The sequence below is a fragment of the Streptomyces misionensis genome, assembly GCF_900104815.1.
GTDB classification, from domain to species: Bacteria; Actinomycetota; Actinomycetes; order Streptomycetales; family Streptomycetaceae; genus Streptomyces; species Streptomyces misionensis.
The window spans coordinates 7,121,144-7,144,083 of record NZ_FNTD01000004.1; the positions used below are offsets into that span (position 1 = coordinate 7,121,144).

Here is a 22,940-nt window from a genome sequence, read left to right on the forward strand (position 1 = left end):
ATGACCGACTACGTGAACTACCGGACCGGCGAACCGATCGCCGACACCAAGGCCCCGGACGGCCCGATCCACGAGCGCTGGGACACCCGCCGCTTCCAGGCCAAGCTGGTCAACCCCGCCAACCGGCGCAAGCACACCGTCATCGTGGTCGGCACCGGCCTCGCCGGCGGGTCCGCGGGCGCCACCCTGGCCGAACAGGGCTACCACGTCGTCCAGTTCTGCTACCAGGACTCCCCGCGCCGTGCCCACTCCATCGCGGCGCAGGGCGGCATCAACGCGGCGAAGAACTACCGCAACGACGGCGACTCGATCCACCGGCTGTTCTACGACACCGTCAAGGGCGGCGACTTCCGTGCCCGCGAGTCCAACGTCGCCCGCCTCGCGCAGATCTCCGTCGAGATCATCGACCAGTGCGTGGCGCAGGGCGTGCCCTTCGCCCGCGAGTACGGCGGCCTGCTCGACACCCGCTCCTTCGGCGGCGTCCAGGTCTCCCGCACCTTCTACGCCCGCGGCCAGACGGGCCAGCAACTGCTGCTCGGCGCCTACCAGGCGCTGTCCCGGCAGATCGCCGCGGGAAACGTGGAACTGCACCCGCGCACCGAGATGCTGGACCTGATCGTCGTGGACGGACGGGCCCGCGGCATCGTGGCCCGGGACCTGATCACGGGCCGGATCGACACCTACTTCGCGGACGCGGTCGTCCTCGCCTCCGGCGGCTACGGCAACGTCTTCTACCTGTCGACCAACGCGATGAACTCCAACGCGACCGCGATCTGGCGGGCGCACCGGCGCGGCGCCTACTTCGCCAACCCCTGCTTCACCCAGATCCACCCGACGTGCATCCCGCGCACCGGCGACCACCAGTCCAAGCTCACCCTGATGAGCGAATCGCTGCGCAACGACGGCCGGATCTGGGTGCCCAAGGCCAAGGGCGACGACCGCCCGCCGAACCAGATCCCCGAGGACGAGCGCGACTACTACCTGGAGCGCATCTACCCCTCCTTCGGCAACCTGGTGCCGCGTGACATCGCCTCCCGCGCCGCGAAGAACGTCTGCGACGAGGGCAGGGGCGTGGGACCCGGCGGCCAGGGCGTCTACCTGGACTTCGCCGACGCGATCAAGCGCATGGGCCGCAAGGCCGTGGAGGCCAAGTACGGCAACCTCTTCGACATGTACCAGCGGATCACCGACGAGGATCCGTACGAGGTGCCGATGCGGATCTACCCGGCCGTGCACTACACGATGGGCGGACTGTGGGTCGACTACGACCTCCAGACCACCATCCCGGGCCTGTTCGCGGTCGGCGAGGCCAACTTCTCCGACCACGGCGCCAACCGGCTCGGTGCCTCCGCGCTGATGCAGGGCCTGGCCGACGGCTACTTCGTGCTGCCGGCCACCATCAACGACTACCTGGCGCGCAACCCGCACCAGGACCCGGTCACCACCGAACACCCGGCGGTGCAGGAGGTGCTGGCGGAGACCGAGGACCGGCTGAACCTGCTGCTGGCCGTCGACGGCGACCGCACCCCCGACTCCTTCCACCGCGAACTCGGCGAACTCATGTGGGAGTTCTGCGGCATGGCCCGCACCGAGGAGGGGCTGCGCAAGGCCCTGGAGCGGATCCCGCAGATCCGCGAGGAGTTCTGGCGGCGGATCAAGGTCCCCGGCACCGGCGAGGAGTTCAACCAGTCGCTGGAGAAGGCCAACCGCATCGTCGACTACCTCGAACTCGCCGAGCTGATGTGCCTCGACGCGCTGCACCGCGCCGAGTCCTGCGGCGGCCACTTCCGCGAGGAGTCCCAGACCCCGGACGGCGAAGCCGCCCGCAAGGACGACGAGTTCGCGTACGCGGCCGCCTGGGAGTTCGCCGGTACGGGCTCCGCTCCCGTCCTGCACAAGGAAGACCTGGTCTTCGAGTACGTCCACCCCACTCAGCGGAGCTACGCATGAAGCTCACCCTGCGCGTCTGGCGGCAGAAGAACGCCGACGCCGACGGCACGATGTCCACCTACGAGGTGGACGGCATCTCGCCCGACATGTCCTTCCTGGAGATGCTGGACGTCCTCAACGAACAGCTCATCCTCTCCGGCGAGGACCCGGTCGCCTTCGACCACGACTGCCGCGAGGGCATCTGCGGCGCCTGCTCCCTCGTGATCAACGGCGACGCCCACGGCCCCGAGCGGACCACCACCTGCCAGCTGCACATGCGGTCCTTCAAGGACGGCGACACCATCGACATCGAGCCGTGGCGGGCCGCCGCGTTCCCGGTGATCAAGGACCTCGTGGTGGACCGCTCCGCCTTCGACCGGATCATCCAGGCCGGCGGCTACATCACCGCGCCCACAGGTTCCGCGCCGGAGGCCCACGCCACGCCGGTGCCCAAGGCGGACGCCGACTTCGCCTTCGAGCACGCCGAGTGCATCGGCTGCGGGGCGTGTGTGGCCGCCTGCCCCAACGGCGCGGCGATGCTGTTCACCTCCGCGAAGATCAACCACCTCAACGTGCTGCCGCAGGGCGCGCCCGAGCGGGAGACGCGGGTGCTCGACATGGTGGCGCAGATGGACGCGGAGGGCTTCGGCGGCTGCACGCTGACGGGGGAGTGCGCGACCGCCTGCCCCAAGGGCATCCCGCTGATGTCCATCACGGGCATGAACAAGGAGTGGCTGCGGGCGACCCGCAAGGCCGGGAAGCGCTAGCCACACCGCGGAAGCGGTCGGCAGTACCTCACAGACGTTCGCGCTTCGTGCGGACGGGCGGGGCCGGGACGGTGCTCCCCGGCCCCGTCTCGCATGTCCGCGGCGGTCCCGGCACGGCGGGCCCGGCGGTGCTTCAGCGCAGGAAGTCGCGCCGGATCAGGGTGCTGCCCAGTGCCGCGGCCGCCGCGCGCACCGCCGTCGCCTGGGCCTCGGGGCGGAACCGGCTGCCCGGCCCGGCCACGCTGATCGCGGCCAGCGGCTCGTCCCGGCGGCCGAGGACGGGCGCGGCCACGCACACCAGCCCCACGGCGGACTCCTCCCGCTCGAACGCCACCCCCGTCTCCGTCACCCGCTGCAACTGACGGCGCAGGATGCCCGGCGCCACCACGGTGTGCGGGGTACGGCGCTCCAGCGGCCCGGTGAGCACCGCGCGCCGCAGGTCCGCGTCCGCGTGCGCGAGCAGCGCCTTGCCGATCGCGGTGCAGTGCAGCGGCATCCGCCCGCCGGTGCGCGAGGGCACCCTGGCCTGGCGGTGTCCGCCGATCTTGGCGACGTACACCACGTCATGGCCCTCGCGCAGCCCGAGGTGCACGGTCTCGTGGGTGCGCTCGTAGAGGTCCTGGAGGAAGGGCATCGCCACTTCGAGGAGGCTGCGCTCCAGCGACGCGAGCATGCCGAGTTCGAAGAGGCCGCCGCTGAGCCGGTACCCGCCGTCGGTCCGCTCCAGCAGCCGGTTGGCGACCAGCTCACCGCAGAGCCGGTGCACCGTCGCCTTGTGCAGGCCGGTGCGCTGCACCAGTTCCGCGAGGCCCACGGCCTGGTCGTCGGCCCGGAAGGCGCGCAGAATCGTCACCGCCTTGCCCAGCACCGTGTTCAGGTCGGCCGTCTCGGTCATGTCCGCCAGCGTATCGCTGAGCGAGACGAAGTGCTGGTTCGGGGGCTTCGCCCGACCGCACAGTGAAGACGTGAACGAAAGCAATCGGCTCGCCACCGCGAGCCCCTCCGACATCGCGGCCGCGGCCGAGCGCATCGCCGAGGCCCTCGCCTCCGGCGTGCCGTGCGCGCCGGTGCGCGACCTGATCGGCCGGGACGACCTGACCGCCGCGTACGCCGTGCAGGACCGGCTCACCGAGCGGCGGCTCGCCGCCGGGGCGACGGTCGTCGGCCGCAAGATCGGTCTCACCTCCGAGGCCGTGCAGCGGCAGCTCGGCGTCGACCGGCCCGACTTCGGGTTCCTGTTCGACGACATGGCGTACGCCGACGGCGACACCGTCCCGTTCGGCGAGGTCCTCCAGCCGAGGGCCGAGGCGGAGATCGCTTTCGTGCTGGGCGCCGATCTGGCCGACGGCCCGCTCACCCGCGAGCAGGTCGCCGCGGCCCTCGCTTACGGCGTGCCCGCGCTGGAGATCTGCGGCAGCCGGATCGCCGGGTGGGACATCAGCTTCGGCGACACCGTCGCCGACAACGCCTCCGCGGGGGCGTACGTGCTCGGCGAACAGCGCCTCGCACTCGACGCGTTCGACCCGGTGGCCGTCGCCATGACGATGACCGTCAACGGCGAGGAGGTCTCCACCGGGTCCGGCGCGGACTGCCTCGGCGACCCGGTCGAGGCGGTCGTCTGGCTCGCCCGCACCGCCCGCGAACTCGGCGAGCCGCTGCGGGCCGGCCAGGTCGTCCTCTCCGGCGCCCTCGGCCCGATGCGCCCGGTCGCCGCCGGTGACACCGTCACCGCCACCCTGTCCGGCCTCGGCGCCGTGACGGTCCGCTTCAGCGAGGGAGCAGCATGAACAGGACGAAGGTCGCGGTCATCGGCTCGGGCAACATCGGCACCGACCTGATGATCAAGGTGCTGCGAGGGTCGCGGCACCTGGAGATGGGCGCGCTGGCCGGCATCGACCCGGCCTCGGACGGACTGGCCCGCGCCGCCCGGCTCGGCGTGCCGGTCACCCACGAGGGCGTCGACGGGCTGATCGCGCTGCCGGGCTTCGACGAGATCGAGATCGTCTTCGACGCCACCTCCGCCAAGGCCCACGAGGCGAACGCCGCCAGGCTGCTGCCCCTCGGCAAGCGGCTGATCGACCTGACGCCGGCCGCCATCGGCCCGTACGTCGTCCCCGCCGTCAACCTCGAAGAGCACCTGGACGCGCCCGACGTCAACATGGTCACCTGCGGCGGCCAGGCCACCATCCCGGTCGTCGCCGCGGTCGGCCGTGTCGTGCCGGTGGCGTACGCCGAGATCGTCGCCTCCATCGCGTCGAGGTCGGCCGGTCCGGGCACCCGGGCCAACATCGACGAGTTCACCGAGACCACCTCGGCCGCCATCGAGCGGGTCGGCGGTGCCCGCCGCGGCAAGGCGATCATCGTCCTGAACCCCGCCGAGCCGCCGCTGATGATGCGGGACACGGTCTTCTGCCTGGTGACGGCGCCGGACCCGGCGACCCACGACGAGATCCGCCGGTCGGTGGAGAAGATGGTCGCGGACGTCGCCGCGTACGTCCCGGGCTACCGGCTCAAGCAGCAGGTGCAGATCGCCGAGCTACCCGCCGACCAGCCGGTGGGCACGCTCCTGGCCGACGGCACCGCCCTGCCCACCCATCAGGTGTCGGTCTTCCTCGAGGTCGAGGGCGCCGCGCACTACCTCCCGGCCTACGCCGGCAACCTCGACATCATGACCTCCGCCGGCCTCCAGGTCGCGGAACGCATCGCAGCACGGAAGGCGGGCCGCTGATGGGCACCCCGATCTTCGTCCAGGACGTGACCCTGCGCGACGGCATGCACGCCGTACGGCACCGGATCACCCCGGAGGACGTCAAACGCATCGTCGCCGCGCTCGACCGGGCCGGCGTCGACGCCATCGAGGTCGCGCACGGCGACGGCCTCGCGGGCGGCTCGGTCAACTACGGCCCCGGCTCCCACACGGACTGGGAGTGGATCGAGGCGGCGGCCTCCGTGCTGGAGCGCGCCCGCCTCACCACCCTGCTGCTGCCCGGCGTCGGCACCATCCACGAGCTGAGGCGCGCCCACGAACTGGGCGTCCGCTCGGTCCGCGTCGCCACGCACTGCACCGAGGCCGACATCTCGGCCCAGCACATCGCCGCCGCGCGGGAACTGGGCATGGACGTGTCCGGCTTCCTGATGCTGTCCCACATGGCCCCGCCGGAGGAACTGGCCCGGCAGGCCAAGCTGATGGAGTCCTACGGTGCGCAGTGCGTCTACGTCACCGACTCCGGCGGCCGGCTCACCATGAACGACGTGACAGCCCGGGTCCGGGCCTACCGCGACGTGCTGGACGCCGGCACCGAGATCGGTATCCACGCCCACGAGAACCTCTCGCTGGCGGTCGCCAACTCGGTCGTCGCCGTGGAGAACGGGGTGCGCCGCGTCGACGCGTCGCTCGCCGGGCACGGCGCGGGCGCGGGCAACTGCCCGCTGGAGGCGTTCATCGCGGTCGCGAACATCTCGGACTTCGAGCACGGCTGCGACCTGTTCCGGCTCCAGGACGCCGCCGACGACATCGTCCGGCCGCTCCAGGACCGCCCGGTGCGCGTCGACCGCGAGACGCTCACCCTGGGCTACGCGGGTGTCTACTCGTCGTTCCTGCGGCACGCGGAGGCCGCCGCCGGGCGCTACGGCCTCGATGTCCGCGACATCCTCGTGGAGTGCGGCCGGCGCCGTCTCGTGGGCGGCCAGGAGGACATGATCGTCGACGTGGCGCTCACGCTGGTCGCCGAACGCGCGGAGCAGGCGGCCTGAGCGGAGCGGCGGCGGCTCAGCGCGGGGGCAGGAGGGCCTCGCCGAGCGACACCAGGCCGTCGGCGAGTTCCGTCATGAACCGCGCGATCGGAATGCCGTCCGCCGACTGGAAGGAGACGAAGGCGCCGTCGAAGCCCGCCATGCCGAAGGGGGCCAGGGTGTCACCGACCGCGTCGGCGGCCGCCTCGCCCTCGCCCGCGAAGGCGGAACGGATCATGTGCCGCATGTAGGTGCGGCCCTCGTCGCGGACGGTCCGCACGGTCCGCAGCGCCTCCGGAGCCTCGGCGGCCTCGTGGCTCATCACCAGGACCATCAGGAGCCGCAGGAACTCCTCGCGGTTCTCGATCACCTCGCCGGTCCGCAGCAGGTACCAGCGCATCCGCTCGCGCGGTGTGCCGCCCCGCGGCGGATCGCGGTGCGCGTCGCGCATGGCGTCGAAGAAGCCCTGCGCACCCTGTGCCATCACCGCCGACAGCAGCCCTGCCTTGGACTCGAAGTGGTGGTAGAAGGCGCTCTTCGGCAGGCCCGTCTCCTTGACGAGCGTCGACATCGACGTGCCGGCGTACCCGCGCACGGACATGACCCGTGCGGCCGCGTCGAGGATCTCCTGCCGTGATCGCCGGCCCCGGCGGTTGCTGGTGTGCGCTTTCGGCGCGGGCGTTTCCACTCGCCGAAGTGTAGGCCGCGCCGCGCGGACCATGATCCGCGCGGTGATCAGGCCTTCTGTATCTATCAGTTGATCACCTGACAACCCTTGACATATCGCCGTCACGGGTTGTTAACCTCCCGGCAAATGGACCGACCGATCGGTCCAAAACTTCCGCACGCCGGACGTGCGGACAGGACAACGGAGTCTGCGCATGCCCCAGAGCCACGACGCGGATGTCGCGATCGTCGGGTACGGCCCGACCGGTGTGATCGCCGCCCTCACCCTCGCCCGCCACGGCGTCAGTGCCATCGCCCTGGAACGGGACAAGGACCTCTACCCCCGTGCCCGTGCCGTCACCGTCAACGACTGGACGATGCGGATCTTCCAGGACCTCGGCGTCGACGAGCGGATCGAGAAGAAGATCGATCCGCAGCGGGCCCTGCGCTGGATGACCTACGGCGGCGACGAGCTCATGCGGATCGAGCACCCGCCGTCCACGCTCGGGCGCACCCCGCGCTTCTACAACATCTACCAGCCCACGATGGAGGCCGAGCTGCGCGCGGCGGCCGAGGAGGCGGCCGACCTCGTCACCGTCCGCTACGGCGCCGAGGTCACCGGCATCGACCAGGACGCCGACGGGGTCACCCTCACCACCACGGACACCGGTACCGGGGAGACGCGCACCGTCCGCGCCCGGTACGCGATCGGCGCCGACGGTGGTTCCAGCGCCACCCGCGGACGCATCGGCTGCCGGCTCGACGGCGACACCAGCCACGTCACCTGGGTGGTCGTCGACTGCCGGGTCAAGCGCTGGTGGCCCGACCGCGACTTCCTGACCTTCTGGTCCGACGCCGAGCGCCCGGTCGTCGACATCGCCCTGTCCGCGGGCAACCACCGCTGGGAGATCCCCCTCAAGCCCGACGAGACCCCCGAGGACTACCCGACCAGCGCCGAGGTGTGGCCGCTGCTCAAGGCGCTCGGGGTGACCGAGGACGACGTCGAGATCCACCAGCACGCCTTCTACCGGCACCACGTGCGCATGGCCGACACCTGGCGCAAGGGCCGGGTGTTCCTGGCCGGCGACGCGGCCCACCTGATGCCGCCGTGGGCCGGGGCCGGGATGCAGACCGGGATGCGCGACGCCCACAACCTGGGCTGGAAACTCGCCCGCGTCGTCAAGGGCGAGCTGCCGGAGACCTGGCTGGACACCTACGAGGCCGAGCGGCGCCCGAACGCCGCCTTCTACACCGCGCTCGCGGTCGGCCTCGGCCGGGTCATCAAGCGGGAGGCCACCGAGGAGGAGCAGGCGGCGATGAACGCGGTGCCCGAGAACACGGTCACCCCCTACGAGCCGCCGCTGACCGCCCCGCCGGTGCTGGAGGGCGGCTGGCTGCGGGGCCCGCTGGGCGACGCCTCCGTCGTCGGCCGGATGGTGCCCCAGCCCGTCATGGGCGACACCGCCGGCCGGATGGCCCGGCTCGACGACCTGCTCGGCGACGGCTTCGTCCTGCTCGGCGACGACGTCGACCCCGCGACCCTGCTGACGCCCGAGGAGAAGGCCGGCTGGGACGCGCTCGGCGCCCGCTACCTCGCCGTCCGGCCCAAGACGACGTACACACAGGGCCCTTGTGAACTGGTCGACCTCGACGAGTCGCTGCTCCCGTGGCTGCGCCGCTACGGCGCCCGCGCCGTGGCCGTGCGCCCCGACCGGTTCGTGGCCGCGGCCGACGTCAGCGGCCTCGCCGTCCCCACGCTCTGACGAGCCCGAGAGCCCGAGAGCCCGAAAGAAGGAGAACGGACATGTCCGGAGTCACGGAACTCGGATACGTCGTCTACGAGGTCAGCAGCCTCACCGACTGGGAGCACTTCGGCGTCGAACTGCTCGGCATGCAGTACGGCGAGAGGACCGACGACGGATTCACGCTGCGCACCGACGAGAAGGCCCACCGCTGGGTCGTCACCGAGGGGCCCGCCGACGACCTCGTCGCCACCGGCTACGAGGTCTCGGACGCGGCCGCGCTCGACGCGCTCGTCGCCCGGCTGCGCGCCGCCGGGACCGAGGTCGCCGAGGGCGGCGAGGCCCTGGCCGCCGCCCGCAAGGTCGAGCGGATCTTCGTCACCGCCGACCCGATGGGCAACCGCGTCGAACTGGTCACCGGCCTCGCCGACGCCGCCACCCCGTTCGAGTCCGCGAAGCTGCTCGGCGGCTTCGTCACCGGCGCAGGCGGCGCCGGACACCAGGTCCTGCTCGCCCACGGCGTCTCCCGCGAGACCTACCTCGGCTTCTACATCGACCTGCTCGGCTTCAAGATCAGCGACATCATCGTCGAGGAACTGGCCCCGGGCGTCGTGGCCGACCTGATCTTCCTGCACTGCAACGGCCGCCACCACACCGTGGCCTTCGGCGACATGCCCTCGCCGAAGAAGACCCACCACTTCATGGTCGAAGTCGACGACATCCGCGACGTCGGCCTCGCCTACGACCGGTGCATGGACGCCAAGCAGCCGTTCGAGATGACCCTCGGCATGCACCCCAACGACCAGATGTTCAGCTTCTACGTCTTCACCCCCTCGGGCTTCAGCGTCGAGTACGGCTGGGGCGGGCTGATCATCGATGACGAGACCTGGGAGGTGAGGACGCTCGACAAGCTGCACAGCTGGGGCCACCGCCCGCCGGGTGTCGTCGCCGACCTGCTCGCCGCCGCACCCGCACCGCACGGAGAGGCCCACTGATGACCCTGGACCCGAACGCCATCGCCCGCACCGTCGAGACCCCCGACTGGACGCTGCGCTACCACGAGGCCGGCTCCGGCCACCCCCTCGTGCTGCTGCACGGCAGCGGGCCGGGCGCGACCGGCTGGAGCAACTTCGCCGGCAACATCGAGGCACTGGCCGAGCACTTCCACGTGTACGCCGTCGACATGCCCGGCTGGGGCGAGTCGTCGGCGGCCACCGTCGACCAGCTCGACCACGTCACGGCGGCGATCCAGTTCCTGGACGCCCTCGGCATCGACAAGGCCGCGTTCGTCGGCAACTCGATGGGCGGCCAGACCTCGCTGCGGCTCGCCACCGAGCACCCCGAGCGCATCTCGCACCTGGTGACCATGGGCCCGCCGGTCGGCCGGATGCCCACCCTCTTCGGCGCCGGCGACGGCCCCTCCGAGGGACTCAAGGTGCTGATCGAGGCCTACCGGGACGCGAGCCCCGAGAACATGCGCCGCCTCGTCGAGATCATGGTCTACGACAAGGCCCGCTTCGCCACCCCCGAGCTGTGCAACGCCCGCTCCGACGCCGCGCTCGCCCGGCCCGAGCACCTGCGCAACTACGTGGACGGCCTGCCGAAGGGCGCGCCGCTGCCGAAGTGGGTCAAGCCCGAGCTGCTGCCGGCCATCCAGGTGCCGACCCTGCTCATCCACGGCCGGGACGACCGCGTCGTCTCCTACGAGAACTCGCTGTTCCTGCTGGCGAACATCCCGAACAGCCGGCTGGTCGTGCTCAACCACTGCGGCCACTGGGCCATGATCGAGCACGCCGACGAGTTCAACCGGTTGGTCGTGGACTTCGTCGCGAACAACTGACCCGCGGTCAGCGGGGGTTGTGACGCCCCCACCGTTCAGCAACCGCACATCCTCTCTCCGGGCACCTGTCACGCGCCGGCCAGCCGGCGTCGGAAGAACAGGAGCGGCGGGCCGTACGCCACGGCCCGCCGCCGTCGCCGAACCGGCCCCGTGACCAGGAGAGTGCCATGACCGGCGTTTCCACCCTCGACCGTCCGCCGCAGCCCGCGGCCCCCGCCCGCTACACCGTCGCCCTCGCCCGCGACGAGGACGACGTGCGGGCCGCGCAACGGCTGCGGCACGACGTCTTCGCCGGGGAGCTGGGCGCCCTCCTCACCAGCCCCGAGCCGGGCCTCGACATCGACGCGTTCGACGCCCACTGCGACCACCTGCTGGTCCGCGACACCGGCACCGGACAGGTCGTCGGCACCTACCGGCTGCTGCCGCCCGAGCGCGCCGCGATCGCCGGACGGCTGTACTCCGAGGGCGAGTTCGAAATCGGCGCGCTCGACGCGATACGGCCCGGACTGGTCGAGGTCGGCCGCTCCTGCGTGCACCCCGACCACCGCGACGGCGCGGTCATCGGCCTGATCTGGGCCGGCATCGCCCGCTACATGACCGACCGGGGCCACGAGTGGCTGGCCGGCTGCTGCTCGATCCCGCTCGCCGACGGCGGCACCCTCGCCGGCGCCGCCTGGGACCGGGTGCGCGCGGGACACCTCGCACCCGAGGAGTACCGGGTACGGCCGCTGCTGCCCTGGACGCCGAAGGCCGGGACACCCGCCGCGCGCGGCGAACTCCCCGCCCTGCTGCGCGGCTATCTGCGCCTCGGCGCCTGGGTGTGCGGCGAGCCCGCCCACGACCCGGACTTCGGGGTCGCCGACCTGTACGTGCTGCTGTCGATGCGCCGGGTCAACCCGCGCTATCTGCGGCACTTCCTCTCCCTCGTGCCGTCCTGATGAGCGGCTGGCTGCCCAGCGCGCCCTGCACCCCCGCCGCCTGCGTGGAACCGGCGCCCGCCGCCGTGGCCGTGCCCCGCGCCGTGCTGCGGCTGGCCGCCGTCGCCGCCCTGGTGCTCACCGCGATCGTCCTGGCCCCGCTCGGCCGGGGGGCGTCCCGCTCGCGGGCGCGGATCCCCGACGAGTGGGTCAGCCGGTGGTGCCGGGCCGTCGTACGGGCCATCGGGGTGCGCACGCGGATCACCGGCGCCGCCGCGCCGCGCGGCGGGCTGCTGCTCGTCGCCAACCACGTCTCCTGGCTGGACATCCCGCTGCTCACCGCCGTACGGCCGGCCAGGATGCTCGGCAAGACCGAGATCCGCCACTGGCCGGTGGCGGGCCCGCTGGCCGCGCGGGCCGGCACCCTGTTCATCGAACGGGACCGGCTGCGCGCCCTGCCCGCCACGGTCTCCGTGATCGCCGACGCCCTGCGCACGGGCTCGGCCGTCGCCGCCTTCCCGGAGGGGAGCACCTGGTGCGGGCGCGCCCACGGCCGCTTCCACCGGGCCGTCTTCCAGGCCGCGCTGGACGCGGGCGTCCCCGTGCAGCCGGTCGGCCTGCGCTACCGGCTCGCGGACGGCGGCACCGGCACCCCGGCCGCCTTCGTCGGCGAGGACACCCTGCTCGCCTCCCTGTGGCGGGTGGCCCGGACCAGGGGACTGGTGGCCGAGGTCGAGGTGCACCAGGCGATCGCGCCCGGCACCCACGCCGACCGCCGCGCCCTGGCCACGGCGGCCCAGCCGATCGCCCCGGCCCCGCTGTGGACCCACGCCGCCCTGGTCGCCGGCCACCGCACCCTCGCACACCCCCTCACGGCCGGCCGGACGGGCGACCGGCGGGGGATGACCCGGGCGGGATGACCGACGCCCGGTCGCGTCCGGTTCCGCTTCCGGGCGCGGGCCGGGCCGCGGTCGCGGACTACGGCAGGACCCGCGCCAGATACGGCGCCGTCGCGCTGTCCCGCGCACGGGCGACCCGCTGCGGCGGGCCCGCGGCGACGATCCGGCCGCCCTGGTCGCCGCCGCCCGGACCCAGGTCGATCACCCAGTCGGCGCCCGCGACCACCGTCATGTCGTGCTCGACCACGACGACCGTGTGCCCGGCGTCCACCAGTCCGTGCAGCCGGTCCATCAGGACCTCGACGTCGGCCGGGTGCAGTCCGGTGGTCGGCTCGTCCAGCAGATAGAGGGTGTGCCCGCGCCGTCCGCGCTGCAACTCGCTGGCCAGCTTGATCCGTTGGGCCTCGCCACCGGACAGCTCGGTCGCCGGCTGGCCGAGCCGGAGGTAGCCGAGGCCCACGTCGAGCAGCGTGCCCAGGCTGCGCGCGGCGGCCGGGACGTCCGCGAAGAACTCCGCCGCCGCCTCCACCGTGAGGTCCAGCACCTCGGCGATGTTCCGCCCCCGGTAGGCCACCCGCAGCGTCTCGGGGTTGTAGCGGGCACCGCCGCAGTCCGGGCAGGGCGCGTACGTGCTCGGCAGGAACAGCAGCTCCACGCTGACGAACCCCTCGCCCTGACACGTCTCGCAGCGCCCCCCGGCGACATTGAAGGAGAACCGCCCGACGCCGTACCCGTGTTCGCGCGCCGCGTCCGTCGCCGCGAACACCTTCCGCACGACGTCGAACAGACCGGTGTACGTGGCGAGATTGGAGCGCGGGGTGCGGCCGATCGGCCGCTGGTCGACCCGTACCAGCCGGTCCACGCCCTCCAGTTCCTCCGTCAGCTCGCCGATCAGCGTGGACTTCCCGGAGCCGGAGACCCCGGTGACGGCGGTGAACGCGCCCAGCGGGAACTCGGCCGTCACCTCGCGCAGGTTGTGCCGGCCGACCGGGCCGACCTTCAACCAGCCGCGCGGCTCGCGGACTTCACGCGCCGGGCCGGGCGCCTCGTCGAAGAGGAACGCGGCCGTCGCCGACTCCTCGACCGAGGCCAGCTCGGCCGGCGGTCCGCTGTACAGCACGCGCCCGCCGTGCTCGCCCGCGCCCGGGCCGACGTCCACCAGCCAGTCGGCGCCGCGCACCACCTCCAGATGGTGCTCCACCACGAACACCGAGTTGCCCGCCGCCTTCAGCCGCTCCAGTACGGTCAGCAGCGCCTCGGTGTCCGCCGGGTGCAGCCCCGCGGACGGCTCGTCCAGCACGTAGACCACGCCGAACAGGCCGGACCGCAACTGCGTGGCCAGCCGCAGCCGTTGCAGCTCGCCCGCCGAGAGGGTCGGGGTGGAACGGTCCAGGCTGAGGTAGCCGAGGCCGAGTTCCACCACCGGGGTGATCCGGGACTTCAGATCGCCGGTGAGCACCCGGGCGGTCTCCGAACCGCCGTCGAGCAGTTCGGCCAGGTCGGTCAGCGGCAGCGACGCCAGCTCGGCGATGGTGCGCCCGCCGAAGGTCACCGCGAGCGCCTCCGGCCGCAGCCGGCTGCCCCCGCAGTCCGGGCAGGGCGCGCTCGCCAGGAAGCGCTCCGCCTTTTTGCGCAGGGTCGGCGACTTGGTGTCGGAGAACGTCTTGAGCACATACCGGCGGGCGCTCGTGTACGTGCCCTGGTACGGACGTTGGATGCGGTCCGCGTCCCGCACCGGATGCACCGTGACGACCGGCTGCTCGTCGGTGAACAGGATCCACTGCCGCTGCTCGGCGGGCAGCTCGCGCCAGGGCCGGTCCACGTCGTAGCCGAGCGCGTCCAGGATGTCCCGCAGGTTCTTGCCCTGCCAGGCGCCCGGCCAGGCCGCGATGGCACCCTCGCGCACCGACAGCGACGGATCGGGCACCAGCAGCTCCTCGCTGGTGTCGTGCACCTGCCCCAGACCATGGCAGCGCGGACAGGCGCCGGCCGCCGTGTTCGGCGAGAACGCGTCGGAGTCCAGCCGCTCGGCGCCCGGCGGGTACTCCCCGGCGCGCGAGAACAGCATGCGCAGGGAGTTGGAGAGATTGGTGACCGTGCCCACCGAGGAACGCGAGGTGGGCGCCGCGCGCCGCTGCTGGAGCGAGACCGCGGGGGGCAGCCCGGTGATCTCACCGACCTTGGGCGCTCCGACCTGGTGGATCAGCCGGCGCGCATACGGCGCGACCGACTCGAAGTAGCGGCGCTGGGCCTCGGCGTAGATCGTGCCGAACGCCAGGGACGACTTCCCCGAGCCGGACACACCGGTGAAGACGGCCAGTACGTCGCGCGGGACGTCCACGTCGACGCCCTTGAGGTTGTGCTCGCGGGCGCCGCGGACGCGGACGTAGGGATCATGGGGGCTTTGGTGCATGGAAAACACACCCTATCCGCCCCCCGACTGCTAGGTCTGCGGAGGGTTGCCCGGATCCTGCGGCCGGGTGCCGAACTCGTCCCGCGCCCTGTCCTGGGCGGTGTCGACCTGCTTCTGGTACTTGTTCCCGGTGCGCTGGTCGACGTAGTCGCCGCCCTTGTCGATGCCCTTGTCGGCCATGCCCTCGTGGCCCTTGAGCATGCCCTTGATCTTGTCCATGAAGGACATGGCAGTCCTCCTCGTCGCTTGGGACTTGCCCTCCCAGGGTCACCGGAGCGGGCCCGCCTCGCATCTCGGGGCGAACAGCGCGGCCAGCCGGCGGTAGGAGTCCAGCAGCGCCGCACGGTCGTGGCCGCTGGTGGTGACCAGGACCTCCGCGGCGCCGGTCTCCTTCACCACCGTCTCCAGCTCGTGGGCCACCTCGTCCGCGGTGCCCGCGAGCTGCCCGGCCAGCTGGGACTCGTACACCTCCCGCTCCCGCGCGGTCATCACCCGGGACTCGATCTCCGCGGCCGGGGCGAGCGGCGGGAAGGTGCCGTGGGTGCGGGCGTAGGCCATCGACCAGGCCTCCGGGAGCAGCAGCCGCCGTGCCGCCTCCCGGGTGCCGGCGACCGCGACCGTCCCGGAGATCACCACGTACGGCTCGGCCGCCCAGCGCGAGGGGCGGAACGCGGCGCGGTACCGCTCGACGCCGCGCAGCAGCTTCGCCCGGTCGCGCAGGTCCCCGATGACCAGGGGCAGCCCCGCGGCGGCCGCGATCGCCGCGCCCTCGCCGACGGCCAGCACGAACGGCGGCACCGTCAGGCCCTCCGCGGGACGGGCGTGCACCCCGGTCGGCGAGGACCCGGTGAACCAGTCGAGCAGCTCGGCGAGCTGGCCCGCGAAGTCCTCCGCGTCGCCCTTGTCCCGGCCGAGGGCCCGGCGTACCCCGTCCGTGAAGCCCACCGAGCGCCCCAGGCCCATGTCGATCCGGCCCGGGAACAGCGACTCCAGCACCCCGAACTGCTCGGCGACCACCAGCGGCCGGTGGTTGGGCAGCATCACCCCGCCGGTGCCGACCCGGATGGCCGTGGTGGCGGCGGCCACGGCGGCGGCCAGCACGGTCGGCGCGGAACCGGCGACACCGGGCACCCCGTGGTGCTCGGAGACCCAGAACCGGTGGTAGCCGAGCGCCTCCGCCTCCCGCGCCAGCGCCACGGTGTCCCGCAGCGCCTCGCCGGGCGGCCGGCCCTGGCGGGTGCGGGAACGGTCGAGGACGGAGAACCGGGTACGGGCGATCACTGAACTGCTCACGAACGGTTCAACGTCCTGGCGGTCCGCGGATTCCCGGTCGGCCGGTTCCCGGCCCGCGCGCCGCCGTCGCTGGCTAGGGTCGTGTCGTGACCGAAAGCAGCGCGCGGCCGATCGCCGTGTTCGACCTCGACAACACCCTGGCGGACACCGCCCACCGGCAGCACTTCCTGCGGACCCGGCCCAAGGACTGGGACGGGTTCTTCGCGGCCGCGCCCGCGGACCCGCCGCTCGCCGAGGGCGTCGCCCTGGCCGTGCGCAGCGCCCGGGACTGCGAGGTCGTCTATCTCACCGGCCGCCCGGAGCGGTACCGCCAGGACACCCTGGACTGGCTCGCCGCGCACGGACTGCCCGAAGGGGACCTGCACATGCGGGGCGACACCGACCGCAGGCCCGCCCGGTTCACCAAGCTGGCCACGCTGCGCCGGCTCGGCCGGGGCCGTGCGGTGCGCTTCCTCGTGGACGACGACGAGCTGGTGTGCGACGACGCCGAGCGCGCCGGATTCCCCGTGGTGCGGGCCCGTTGGGCCGAACAGTCCCAGGCGCTGCGGGAGGCCCAGGAGCGCGAGGGGCGTACCTGACGGGCGTCTTCAGTCGCCGTCCTCGATGCGGAAGCCCACCTTCAGGCCCACCTGGTAGTGCTCGATCCGCCCGTTCTCCAGCTGGCCGCGGACCTGTGTCACCTCGAACCAGTCGAGGTTGCGCAGGGTCTGGCCGGCGCGGTCGATGCCGTTGCGGATGGCCTGGTCGACGCCCTCGTGCGAGGTGCCGACGATCTCGGTGACCCGGTAGGTGTGGTTCGTCATGGGGGCTCCTTGGGCCGGGGGGACACGCCGTGGAAACGCCGTACTCCACCGTGCCGCATCCCGGCCCGCTCCGCACGGCGTCGCCTTCGTAACCATCGGTAGCCCTTGACCTCCGCATTGGTCCATACCAAAATCCACCCACACCCGCACGAGCGTTCCCGCTCGTCCCCCCACGTCGGGCCCCCACCCCTGTGCAACGCGCCATGCCAGACAGAACAGGACCCCTCGTGAGACGTCGTCTGCTCCCCCTCGTCTGTGTCACCGGTACGCTCGTGAGCGCCTGCGGGACGCTTCCCGGCACGCAACCGCGCGAGACCGTGACCGTGTGGCTGATGAAGGGCAGCGCCTCGGCGGACTTCATCAAGCGTTTCACCGCGGACTTCGAAAGCACCCACAAGGACCTGCGCCTGGACGTCCGCACCCAGGACTGGACCGGCATCGTGGCGAAGGTCCGCAAGGCGCTCGCGGACACCTCCGGCGACGCCCCCGACGTCATCGAGGTCGGCAACACCCAGGTGCCGCTGTACGCGGACGGGGGCCGGCTCGCCGACCTGACCCTGGAGTCGATGCGCGACTGGGGCAAGGACAAGTGGCTGCCGGGCCTGGCCGAGCCCGGCAAGGAGGGCAACCAGCAGTACGGCATCCCCTGGTACGCGGCCAACCGGGTGGTCATCTACCGCAAGGACCTGTTCGAGCAGGCCGGCATCGCCCGCCCGCCGCGCACCCGGGAGGAATGGCTCGCCGACACCGAGAAGCTGAACTCCGGCGACACCCAGGGCATCTACCTGGCCGGTCAGGACTGGTACACCCTCTCCGGCTTCATCTGGGACGAGGGCGGCGACCTCGCCCGGAAGGTCGACGACTACCAGTGGAAGGGCGCCCTGGACACTCCGCAGGCGCTGCGCGGCATGGACTTCTACCGCCGGCTCCAGTCGCTCGGCGACGGACCGAAGGACGCCGACGAGGAACACCCGCCCCAGGCCGGGGTGTTCGCCGGCGGCAAGGTCGCGCAGATCGTCGCCGTACCCGGGCTCGCCCAGGCGATCCTGGAGCAGAACCCCGGCCTGAAGGGCAAGCTGGGCTTCTTCCCGGTGCCCGGCCCGACCGCCGCCCGGCCCGGCGCCGTGTTCACCGGCGGCTCCGACCTCGTCGTCCCGCAGCACACCAAGGACCAGTTCGCCGCGACCGCCGTGGTCGGGGCGCTGACCGGCGCCAAGTGGGACACCGAACTCGCCCGCACCATGAACTACGTGCCCAACAAGACCACACTGGCCGAAGCCGTCTCGGGCGAGGAGGGGGTCGCCGCCATGGCCGTCGGCGCGGCGCACGGCCGGGCGACCCCCAACACCCCTCAGTGGGCGGACGTCGAGGCCGACAACCCGATCAAGCAGTACATGAGCCGAGTGCTGAACGGGGCCGATCCGGCGACGGAGGCCCGCCGGGCCTCACGGAAGATCACCGAGGAGCTCACCCCGGATCTGTGAGCCCTCACCGGACCACGCTCAGCGACAGCGCGAACCGCTCCTGGCCGTCGGTCCACCAGTGCGTCAACTCCATCCCGGCGTCGGCGAGTTCCCGGACCACGCCTTCCTTGCGGAACTTGGCCGACACCTCGGTGCGCAGCTCCTCGCCCGCGGCGAACTCCACGGCGAGGTCCAGCGCGGGCACCTTCACGGTCTGCGCGGTACGCGAGCGCAGCCGCATCTCGATCCACTCGTTGCGGGCGTCCCACAGCGCCACGTGGTCGAAGGCGTCCGGGTCGAAGTCGGCGCCGAGTTCGCGGTTGACGACGTTCAGCACGTTCTTGTCGAACGCGGCCGTCACCCCGGCCGAGTCGTCGTACGCCCGGACGAGGACCCGCTCGTCCTTGACCAGGTCGGTGCCGAGCAGCAGCCCGTCGCCGGGGGCGAGCAGGGCCCGCACCGAGGCGAGGAACGCGGCGCGTTCGGCGGGCAGCAGATTGCCGATCGTGCCGCCGAGGAACGCCACCAGCCGGGGCCCCGGCGTGCGGGGCAGGTCGAGCGGGGCGGTGAAGTCGGCGATCAGCGCGTGCACGTCGAGGCCCGGGTGCTCGGTGATGATCGCCTCGCCGGCCTGGACGAGGGCGCTCTCGCTGACGTCGACCGGGACGTACGCCGCGAGCGAGGTGAGCGCGCCGAGCAGATGGCGCGTCTTCTCCGAGGAGCCCGAGCCCAGCTCGACCAGGGTCCGGGCGCCGCTCGCGGCGGCGATCTCCCCGGAGCGGGCGGCCAGGATCTCCCGCTCGGCCCGGGTGGGGTAGTACTCGGGCAACCCCGTGATCTCGTCGAAGAGTTCGCTGCCCCGGGCGTCGTAGAACCACTTCGGCGGCAGCCACTTGGGATCGGCGGTCAGCCCACGGCGTACATCGGCGCGCAGCGCCGCGTCCGTGGCGTCCTCGGGGAGGGTGCGGGTGACATGCAGGGGGCTCACGTGCAGGGCTCCTTCGATGGTACGGCGGCCGGATCGTCCGCCGGGGCGAGCAGCACGCCGGTGCTGTCCGCGGTGAGCACGGTGCGGTCGGGGACCTCCCGCCACAGCGGGTCGTCGTCGTACGGCTCGGAGGCGACGACCGTGCCCCGGCCGGGCTCCGTGCGGTACCAGAGGCTGTCGCCCCAGGCGGTGGCGGCGATGGTGGTGCCGTCCGTCAGCAGCAGGTTCAGCCGGGAGGCCGGGGCGGCCCGAGCGACCTCGCGGACCGCCCCGCACAGGGCCCGTTCCGGGTCGTCCCCGGCGCGCAGCCGGTGCCGCACCAGGGCCCACACGAACGCCGAGTCGGTGCGCGCCGGCAGCGACAGCAGGTCGACCGGCGGCAGCGTGGGCACCAGCGGCGCCGCCGCGTCGGGCCAGCCCGGGACCGCCCCGTTGTGGCTGAACAGCCAGCGCCCGGAGGCGAACGGCGCCGCCGCGGCCTCCGCGTCCGCGCCTGCCAGGGTGGCGTCCCGGACGGCGGCGAGCACCGCGGTCGAGCGCACCACCCGGGCCAGGTCGGCGAAGGACAGGTCGGCCCAGATCGGCCCGGCCCGCCGGTAGCGGGCGGGCGCGGGGTCCCCGGGGGCGTACCAGCCGACCCCGAACCCGTCGGCGTTGACGGTGCCGTACCGCTGCCGGCGCGGCGCCCACGACTGCCGCAGCAGGCTGTGCGCGGGCGCCACCAACAGGTCTTTCAGGGCCAACTCGGCGCCTACATAGGCGAGATGACGGCACATCAGACGTCCTCCGAGCGGGCGGTGCGGAAGCCGGAGAAGATCTGCCGCCGGATCGGGTAGTCCCAGTTGCGGAACGTCCCCCGGCAGGCCACCGGGTCCACGGCGAACGAACCTCCGCGCAGCACCTTGTACTCCGGGCCGAAGAACACCTCCGAGTACTCCTTGTACGGGAACGCCCGGAACCCCGGATACGGCAGGAAGTCGCTCGCGGTCCACTCCCACACGTCGCCGATCAACTGCCGTACGCCGTGCGGCGACTCACCCGCCGGGTAGCTGCCGGCCGGGGCGGGCCCCAGGTGTCGCTGACCCAGGTTGGCGTGGTGCGGTGCCGGGTCGGCGTCGCCCCAGGGGTAGCGCCGGGTGCGGCCGGTGGCCGGGTCGTGCCGGGCGGCCTTCTCCCACTCCGCCTCGGTGGGCAGCCGGCGCCCGGCCCAGCGGGCGTAGGCGTCGGCCTCGTACCAGCACACGTGCAGCACCGGCTCGTCCGGCGGCACCGCCTCGGTGGTGCCGAAGCGGCGGCGCAGCCAGCGGTCGCCGTCGCGCCGCCAGAACAGCGGGGCGGTGATGCCGTGCCGCCGGATGTGCGCCCAGCCCTCCGGGGCCCACCAGCGCTCGGTGTCGTAGCCGCCGTCCTCGATGAACGCCTGGTACGCGCCGTTCGTCACCGGCGTGGTGTCGATCCGGAAGGACGCCACCTCCCGGACGTGCGCCGGGCGTTCGTTGTCCAGTGCCCACGGCTCACCGGAGGTGCCCATGGTGAACGGGCCGCCGGGTATCAGGACCTCGGCCGGACCGGTGAACGGCGGGCCCGGCTCCGGGTCCGGCGCCGTGAGCACCGCCGGACCGGTACGCAGCTGATGGGTGATCAGCATCGTCTCGTCGTGCTGCTGTTCGTGCTGAGCGATCATTCCGAAGGCGAACCCGGCCTCGGTCAGCCGGGTGCCGTGGAAGTCGGCGCCCGCCAGCAGGTCCAGCGCCCGGCCGCGGACCTCGGCCGCGTAGCGCCGGGCCTCCGCGGGCGGCAGCAGCGGCAGCGAGGGCCGCTCGGCACGCGGATGCTCGAAGGCGTCGTAGAGGCTGTCGATCTCCGGGCGCATCGCCTCCCGGCCGCCGACGTTCCGCAGCAGCCACAGCTCCTCCTGGTTGCCGATGTGCGCGAGGTCCCACACCAGCGGGGACATCAACGGCGAGTGCTGCGCGGTCAGTTCGGGTCCGTCGACGCACGTGGTCAGCAAGGTGGTGCGGTCCCGGGCCCTGGTCAGCGAGGCCAGCGCGCGCTCGCGCAGGGCCTCGGCGTCCCACTGAGCAGTCGTGGTGTCGGTCTCGGGGGCGGTCATGTCGGGATGTCCTTCCTGCCGTGGGCGGTTCGGCCGCCCGCGGCCGGGGAGATGCGCGTGCCGGGCAGCGCGTCCAGCAGGTCGTCGGCCGGGCAGCGGCCCCGGGCCACATGGCGCTCCAGGTACCCGGCGACGGCGTCCGTCAGCTCGGCGGTGGCGCCGAGCCGGGGCAGGGCGTCCAGCGCCGCCGCGAAACACACGGCGGCCACCTCGCGCAGCTCCGGGTCGGCGAGCCCCCGCCGGGCCGCGTCGGTCCACAGCGGGTTGTGCGGTGCGGGCAGGTTATGGGCCCGCTCCGCCAGCGTCTTCACGCTCCGGTAGGCGGTCTCGGCGGCCATCGGGTCGTCGAAGAGCGCCGCCGTCACCGCGAGCGGCACGATCCAGCCGTCCTCGCCGGGCTGCGCGTCGATCATCCGCAGCTCCAGGTGACCGCGCGGCCTGACCGGCGGGAAGAGGGTGGTGAGGTGGTAGTCCAGATCCGCCCGGGTGGGCGGCCGGGGCCGTCGCGAGCGCGTCCACTCCCGGAAGGTCAGCCGCTCGGGTACCTCCCACGGTCCGCTGTCCCGGCGCACGCACATCACCGGGGAGTCCAGCACGTGCCGGGCCCACGCGGCCCGCGGCTCCTCGTCCAGCGGGGGCGCTCCCGCGCGGCCCGCGCCGATCTCCATCCACATCAGCTGCCGGGTGGACAGCCAGCCCGTCGGCAGCCCGCCGATCAGCGGGGAGTTGGCGAAGGCGGCCACCAGGACCGCGCCCAGCTGGTGCGCCAGCCACCAGCGCCGCCCGTGCCCCAGCGGGCCCGGCTCCTCGTAGCCCGCGTCGACGCAGACCTGGACGGAGGCGGAGGCCCGCATCATGTGGCGGCCGGCCGGGCCGGTGCGGTCCAGACACGCCTCCATCGCGTCGTAGCGCGGCTCGCGCAGGAACCGGCGCGGCAGACGGAAGGGGTCGTGGCCGATGCCGACGAGGTCGAGCCCGTCCCCGGCGAGGACGGTGCGCACGGCGGCCAGGTCGGCGCGGACGGTCCGGACGCACTCCATCAGGGAGGCGGCGGGCGGCGAGCTGAGCTCCAGCTGACCGCCGGGCTCCACGGTGAGCGCCGAACCGAGGGGCACGGCCCGCAGCGCGGCGTAGGCCGCGGCAAGCCGTTCGGGTGTCACGGGGCGCTGTGGCGAACCCCGCTCGTGGACGAGCCATTCCAGCTCCACACCGAGGGTGCGGGGCGGCCCGGTCTTGAAGCAGATGCCCTGGACCAGGGCGTCCACCTCGGCCTCGGTGACGGCGGTACGGTCCTCCGTACAGTCACCACCGTCGGTGATCGCATCGGACATGTCGGGATCCTCCTGAGATTCCACCATGCCGCCGGTCCGGTGTT

22 protein-coding genes are annotated in these 22,940 nt (G+C 72.8%); 12 read left to right on the forward strand and 10 right to left on the reverse strand.

Annotation, left to right across the window (positions count from 1 at the left end; genetic code table 11):
- Both BLW85_RS33670 and BLW85_RS33675 read left to right on the forward strand, forming a co-directional pair.
- Positions 1–1,950, forward strand: coding sequence for a fumarate reductase/succinate dehydrogenase flavoprotein subunit (locus BLW85_RS33670; RefSeq protein WP_070022597.1), 1,950 nt, complete (start codon positions 1–3; stop codon positions 1,948–1,950).
- The gene (locus tag BLW85_RS33675) at positions 1,947–2,696 is read left to right on the forward strand and encodes a succinate dehydrogenase/fumarate reductase iron-sulfur subunit (RefSeq protein WP_070022596.1); all 750 of its coding nucleotides are present in this window, start codon (positions 1,947–1,949) and stop codon (positions 2,694–2,696) included. Before BLW85_RS33670 ends, BLW85_RS33675 begins: the two co-directional genes overlap by 4 nt.
- 133 nt (positions 2,697–2,829) lie before the next feature.
- On the opposite strand, the gene BLW85_RS33680 is transcribed toward BLW85_RS33675, so the two are convergent.
- Positions 2,830–3,591 carry an IclR family transcriptional regulator gene (locus BLW85_RS33680; protein ID WP_070022595.1) on the reverse strand — a complete coding sequence of 254 codons (762 nt, stop codon included), beginning with the start codon at positions 3,589–3,591 and terminating at the stop codon, positions 2,830–2,832.
- 70 nt (positions 3,592–3,661) lie between these two features.
- Between BLW85_RS33680 and BLW85_RS33685 the strand changes: the two genes are divergently transcribed.
- From BLW85_RS33685 to dmpG, 3 genes are read left to right on the forward strand one after another with little or no spacing between them, the layout of a single operon-like run.
- Positions 3,662–4,483: a 2-keto-4-pentenoate hydratase gene (locus BLW85_RS33685; RefSeq protein WP_070022594.1), complete on the forward strand. Its 822-nt coding sequence runs from the start codon at positions 3,662–3,664 to the stop codon at positions 4,481–4,483.
- Complete coding sequence (locus tag BLW85_RS33690; RefSeq protein WP_074994974.1) at positions 4,480–5,424, forward strand: acetaldehyde dehydrogenase (acetylating); 945 nt, start codon at positions 4,480–4,482, stop codon at positions 5,422–5,424. The genes BLW85_RS33685 and BLW85_RS33690 overlap by 4 nt, the downstream gene beginning before the upstream one ends.
- Complete coding sequence (gene dmpG / locus BLW85_RS33695) at positions 5,424–6,449, forward strand: 4-hydroxy-2-oxovalerate aldolase (RefSeq protein WP_074994976.1); 1,026 nt, start codon at positions 5,424–5,426, stop codon at positions 6,447–6,449. The genes BLW85_RS33690 and dmpG overlap by 1 nt, the downstream gene beginning before the upstream one ends.
- Positions 6,450–6,465: 16 nt before the next feature.
- Here dmpG and BLW85_RS33700 read toward each other — a convergent pair whose 3' ends face one another.
- On the reverse strand, positions 6,466–7,116 hold the full coding sequence (locus BLW85_RS33700; RefSeq protein ID WP_239697886.1) for a TetR/AcrR family transcriptional regulator: 651 nt from the start codon (positions 7,114–7,116) through the stop codon (positions 6,466–6,468).
- Positions 7,117–7,309: 193 nt separating this feature from the next.
- On the opposite strand from BLW85_RS33700, the gene BLW85_RS33705 reads away from it, so the two are divergent.
- The 5 genes from BLW85_RS33705 to BLW85_RS33725 all read left to right on the forward strand — a co-directional run bounded on the left by BLW85_RS33705 (position 7,310) and on the right by BLW85_RS33725 (position 12,513).
- Entirely contained in the window at positions 7,310–8,857 is a 1,548-nt protein-coding gene (locus tag BLW85_RS33705; RefSeq protein WP_074994979.1) for a bifunctional 3-(3-hydroxy-phenyl)propionate/3-hydroxycinnamic acid hydroxylase, read from the forward strand.
- A 41-nt stretch (positions 8,858–8,898) separates the two neighbouring features.
- Complete coding sequence (locus BLW85_RS33710; RefSeq protein ID WP_070022589.1) at positions 8,899–9,831, forward strand: VOC family protein; 933 nt, start codon at positions 8,899–8,901, stop codon at positions 9,829–9,831.
- Complete coding sequence (locus BLW85_RS33715) at positions 9,831–10,676, forward strand: alpha/beta fold hydrolase (RefSeq protein WP_074994981.1); 846 nt, start codon at positions 9,831–9,833, stop codon at positions 10,674–10,676. The genes BLW85_RS33710 and BLW85_RS33715 overlap by 1 nt, the downstream gene beginning before the upstream one ends.
- Before the next feature lie 167 nt (positions 10,677–10,843).
- A complete protein-coding gene (locus BLW85_RS33720) occupies positions 10,844–11,614 on the forward strand; it encodes a GNAT family N-acetyltransferase (RefSeq protein ID WP_070022587.1) in 771 nt (256 codons plus the stop codon).
- Positions 11,614–12,513 (forward strand): lysophospholipid acyltransferase family protein, encoded by a 900-nt coding sequence (locus BLW85_RS33725; RefSeq protein ID WP_079172501.1) that lies wholly within the window; start codon positions 11,614–11,616, stop codon positions 12,511–12,513. Before BLW85_RS33720 ends, BLW85_RS33725 begins: the two co-directional genes overlap by 1 nt.
- 58 nt (positions 12,514–12,571) lie before the next feature.
- Here the strand turns inward: BLW85_RS33725 and BLW85_RS33730 are convergent, their stop codons facing one another.
- From BLW85_RS33730 to BLW85_RS33740, 3 genes are read right to left on the reverse strand one after another with little or no spacing between them, the layout of a single operon-like run.
- Positions 12,572–14,905 carry an ATP-binding cassette domain-containing protein gene (locus tag BLW85_RS33730; RefSeq protein WP_074994984.1) on the reverse strand — a complete coding sequence of 778 codons (2,334 nt, stop codon included), beginning with the start codon at positions 14,903–14,905 and terminating at the stop codon, positions 12,572–12,574.
- Positions 14,906–14,935: 30 nt separating this feature from the next.
- Entirely contained in the window at positions 14,936–15,133 is a 198-nt protein-coding gene (locus BLW85_RS33735) for an antitoxin (protein ID WP_070022585.1), read from the reverse strand.
- A gap of 39 nt (positions 15,134–15,172) precedes the next feature.
- Positions 15,173–16,198: an MsnO8 family LLM class oxidoreductase gene (locus tag BLW85_RS33740; protein WP_070022584.1), complete on the reverse strand. Its 1,026-nt coding sequence runs from the start codon at positions 16,196–16,198 to the stop codon at positions 15,173–15,175.
- Positions 16,199–16,284: 86 nt separating this feature from the next.
- On the opposite strand from BLW85_RS33740, the gene BLW85_RS33745 reads away from it, so the two are divergent.
- On the forward strand, positions 16,285–16,776 hold the full coding sequence (locus BLW85_RS33745) for a phosphatase domain-containing protein (protein ID WP_070022583.1): 492 nt from the start codon (positions 16,285–16,287) through the stop codon (positions 16,774–16,776).
- 9 nt (positions 16,777–16,785) lie between these two features.
- On the opposite strand, the gene BLW85_RS33750 is transcribed toward BLW85_RS33745, so the two are convergent.
- Positions 16,786–17,001, reverse strand: a complete 216-nt coding sequence (locus BLW85_RS33750; protein ID WP_070022582.1) for a dodecin — start codon at positions 16,999–17,001, stop codon at positions 16,786–16,788.
- Between the two features lie 227 nt (positions 17,002–17,228).
- On the opposite strand from BLW85_RS33750, the gene BLW85_RS33755 reads away from it, so the two are divergent.
- On the forward strand, positions 17,229–18,485 hold the full coding sequence (locus BLW85_RS33755; protein WP_070022581.1) for an extracellular solute-binding protein: 1,257 nt from the start codon (positions 17,229–17,231) through the stop codon (positions 18,483–18,485).
- A gap of 4 nt (positions 18,486–18,489) precedes the next feature.
- Here BLW85_RS33755 and egtD read toward each other — a convergent pair whose 3' ends face one another.
- From egtD to egtA, 4 genes are read right to left on the reverse strand one after another with little or no spacing between them, the layout of a single operon-like run.
- Positions 18,490–19,452, reverse strand: coding sequence for an L-histidine N(alpha)-methyltransferase (gene egtD, locus BLW85_RS33760; protein WP_074994986.1), 963 nt, complete (start codon positions 19,450–19,452; stop codon positions 18,490–18,492).
- A complete protein-coding gene (egtC, locus tag BLW85_RS33765) occupies positions 19,449–20,228 on the reverse strand; it encodes an ergothioneine biosynthesis protein EgtC (RefSeq protein WP_074994989.1) in 780 nt (259 codons plus the stop codon). Before egtC ends, egtD begins: the two co-directional genes overlap by 4 nt.
- Positions 20,228–21,565: an ergothioneine biosynthesis protein EgtB gene (gene egtB / locus BLW85_RS33770; RefSeq protein ID WP_074994992.1), complete on the reverse strand. Its 1,338-nt coding sequence runs from the start codon at positions 21,563–21,565 to the stop codon at positions 20,228–20,230. Before egtB ends, egtC begins: the two co-directional genes overlap by 1 nt.
- The gene (gene egtA / locus BLW85_RS33775) at positions 21,562–22,896 is read right to left on the reverse strand and encodes an ergothioneine biosynthesis glutamate--cysteine ligase EgtA (RefSeq protein WP_074996306.1); all 1,335 of its coding nucleotides are present in this window, start codon (positions 22,894–22,896) and stop codon (positions 21,562–21,564) included. The genes egtB and egtA overlap by 4 nt, the downstream gene beginning before the upstream one ends.
- Positions 22,897–22,940: the final 44 nt, after the last annotated feature.

Bases quoted from the DNA above. Each gene is read 5' to 3' on its own strand.
- BLW85_RS33670 (WP_070022597.1), top strand. From the start codon at position 1: ATGACCGACTACGTGAACTACCGGACCGGCGAACCGATCGCCGACACC.
- BLW85_RS33675 (WP_070022596.1), top strand. From the start codon at position 1,947: ATGAAGCTCACCCTGCGCGTCTGGCGGCAGAAGAACGCCGACGCCGAC.
- BLW85_RS33680 (WP_070022595.1), bottom strand. From the start codon at position 3,591: ATGACCGAGACGGCCGACCTGAACACGGTGCTGGGCAAGGCGGTGACG.
- BLW85_RS33690 (WP_074994974.1), top strand. From the start codon at position 4,480: ATGAACAGGACGAAGGTCGCGGTCATCGGCTCGGGCAACATCGGCACC.
- dmpG (WP_074994976.1), top strand. From the start codon at position 5,424: ATGGGCACCCCGATCTTCGTCCAGGACGTGACCCTGCGCGACGGCATG.
- BLW85_RS33705 (WP_074994979.1), top strand. From the start codon at position 7,310: ATGCCCCAGAGCCACGACGCGGATGTCGCGATCGTCGGGTACGGCCCG.
- BLW85_RS33710 (WP_070022589.1), top strand. From the start codon at position 8,899: ATGTCCGGAGTCACGGAACTCGGATACGTCGTCTACGAGGTCAGCAGC.
- BLW85_RS33715 (WP_074994981.1), top strand. From the start codon at position 9,831: ATGACCCTGGACCCGAACGCCATCGCCCGCACCGTCGAGACCCCCGAC.
- BLW85_RS33720 (WP_070022587.1), top strand. From the start codon at position 10,844: ATGACCGGCGTTTCCACCCTCGACCGTCCGCCGCAGCCCGCGGCCCCC.
- BLW85_RS33725 (WP_079172501.1), top strand. From the start codon at position 11,614: ATGAGCGGCTGGCTGCCCAGCGCGCCCTGCACCCCCGCCGCCTGCGTG.
- BLW85_RS33730 (WP_074994984.1), bottom strand. From the start codon at position 14,905: ATGCACCAAAGCCCCCATGATCCCTACGTCCGCGTCCGCGGCGCCCGC.
- BLW85_RS33735 (WP_070022585.1), bottom strand. From the start codon at position 15,133: ATGTCCTTCATGGACAAGATCAAGGGCATGCTCAAGGGCCACGAGGGC.
- BLW85_RS33750 (WP_070022582.1), bottom strand. From the start codon at position 17,001: ATGACGAACCACACCTACCGGGTCACCGAGATCGTCGGCACCTCGCAC.
- egtC (WP_074994989.1), bottom strand. From the start codon at position 20,228: ATGTGCCGTCATCTCGCCTATGTAGGCGCCGAGTTGGCCCTGAAAGAC.
- egtB (WP_074994992.1), bottom strand. From the start codon at position 21,565: ATGACCGCCCCCGAGACCGACACCACGACTGCTCAGTGGGACGCCGAG.
- egtA (WP_074996306.1), bottom strand. From the start codon at position 22,896: ATGTCCGATGCGATCACCGACGGTGGTGACTGTACGGAGGACCGTACC.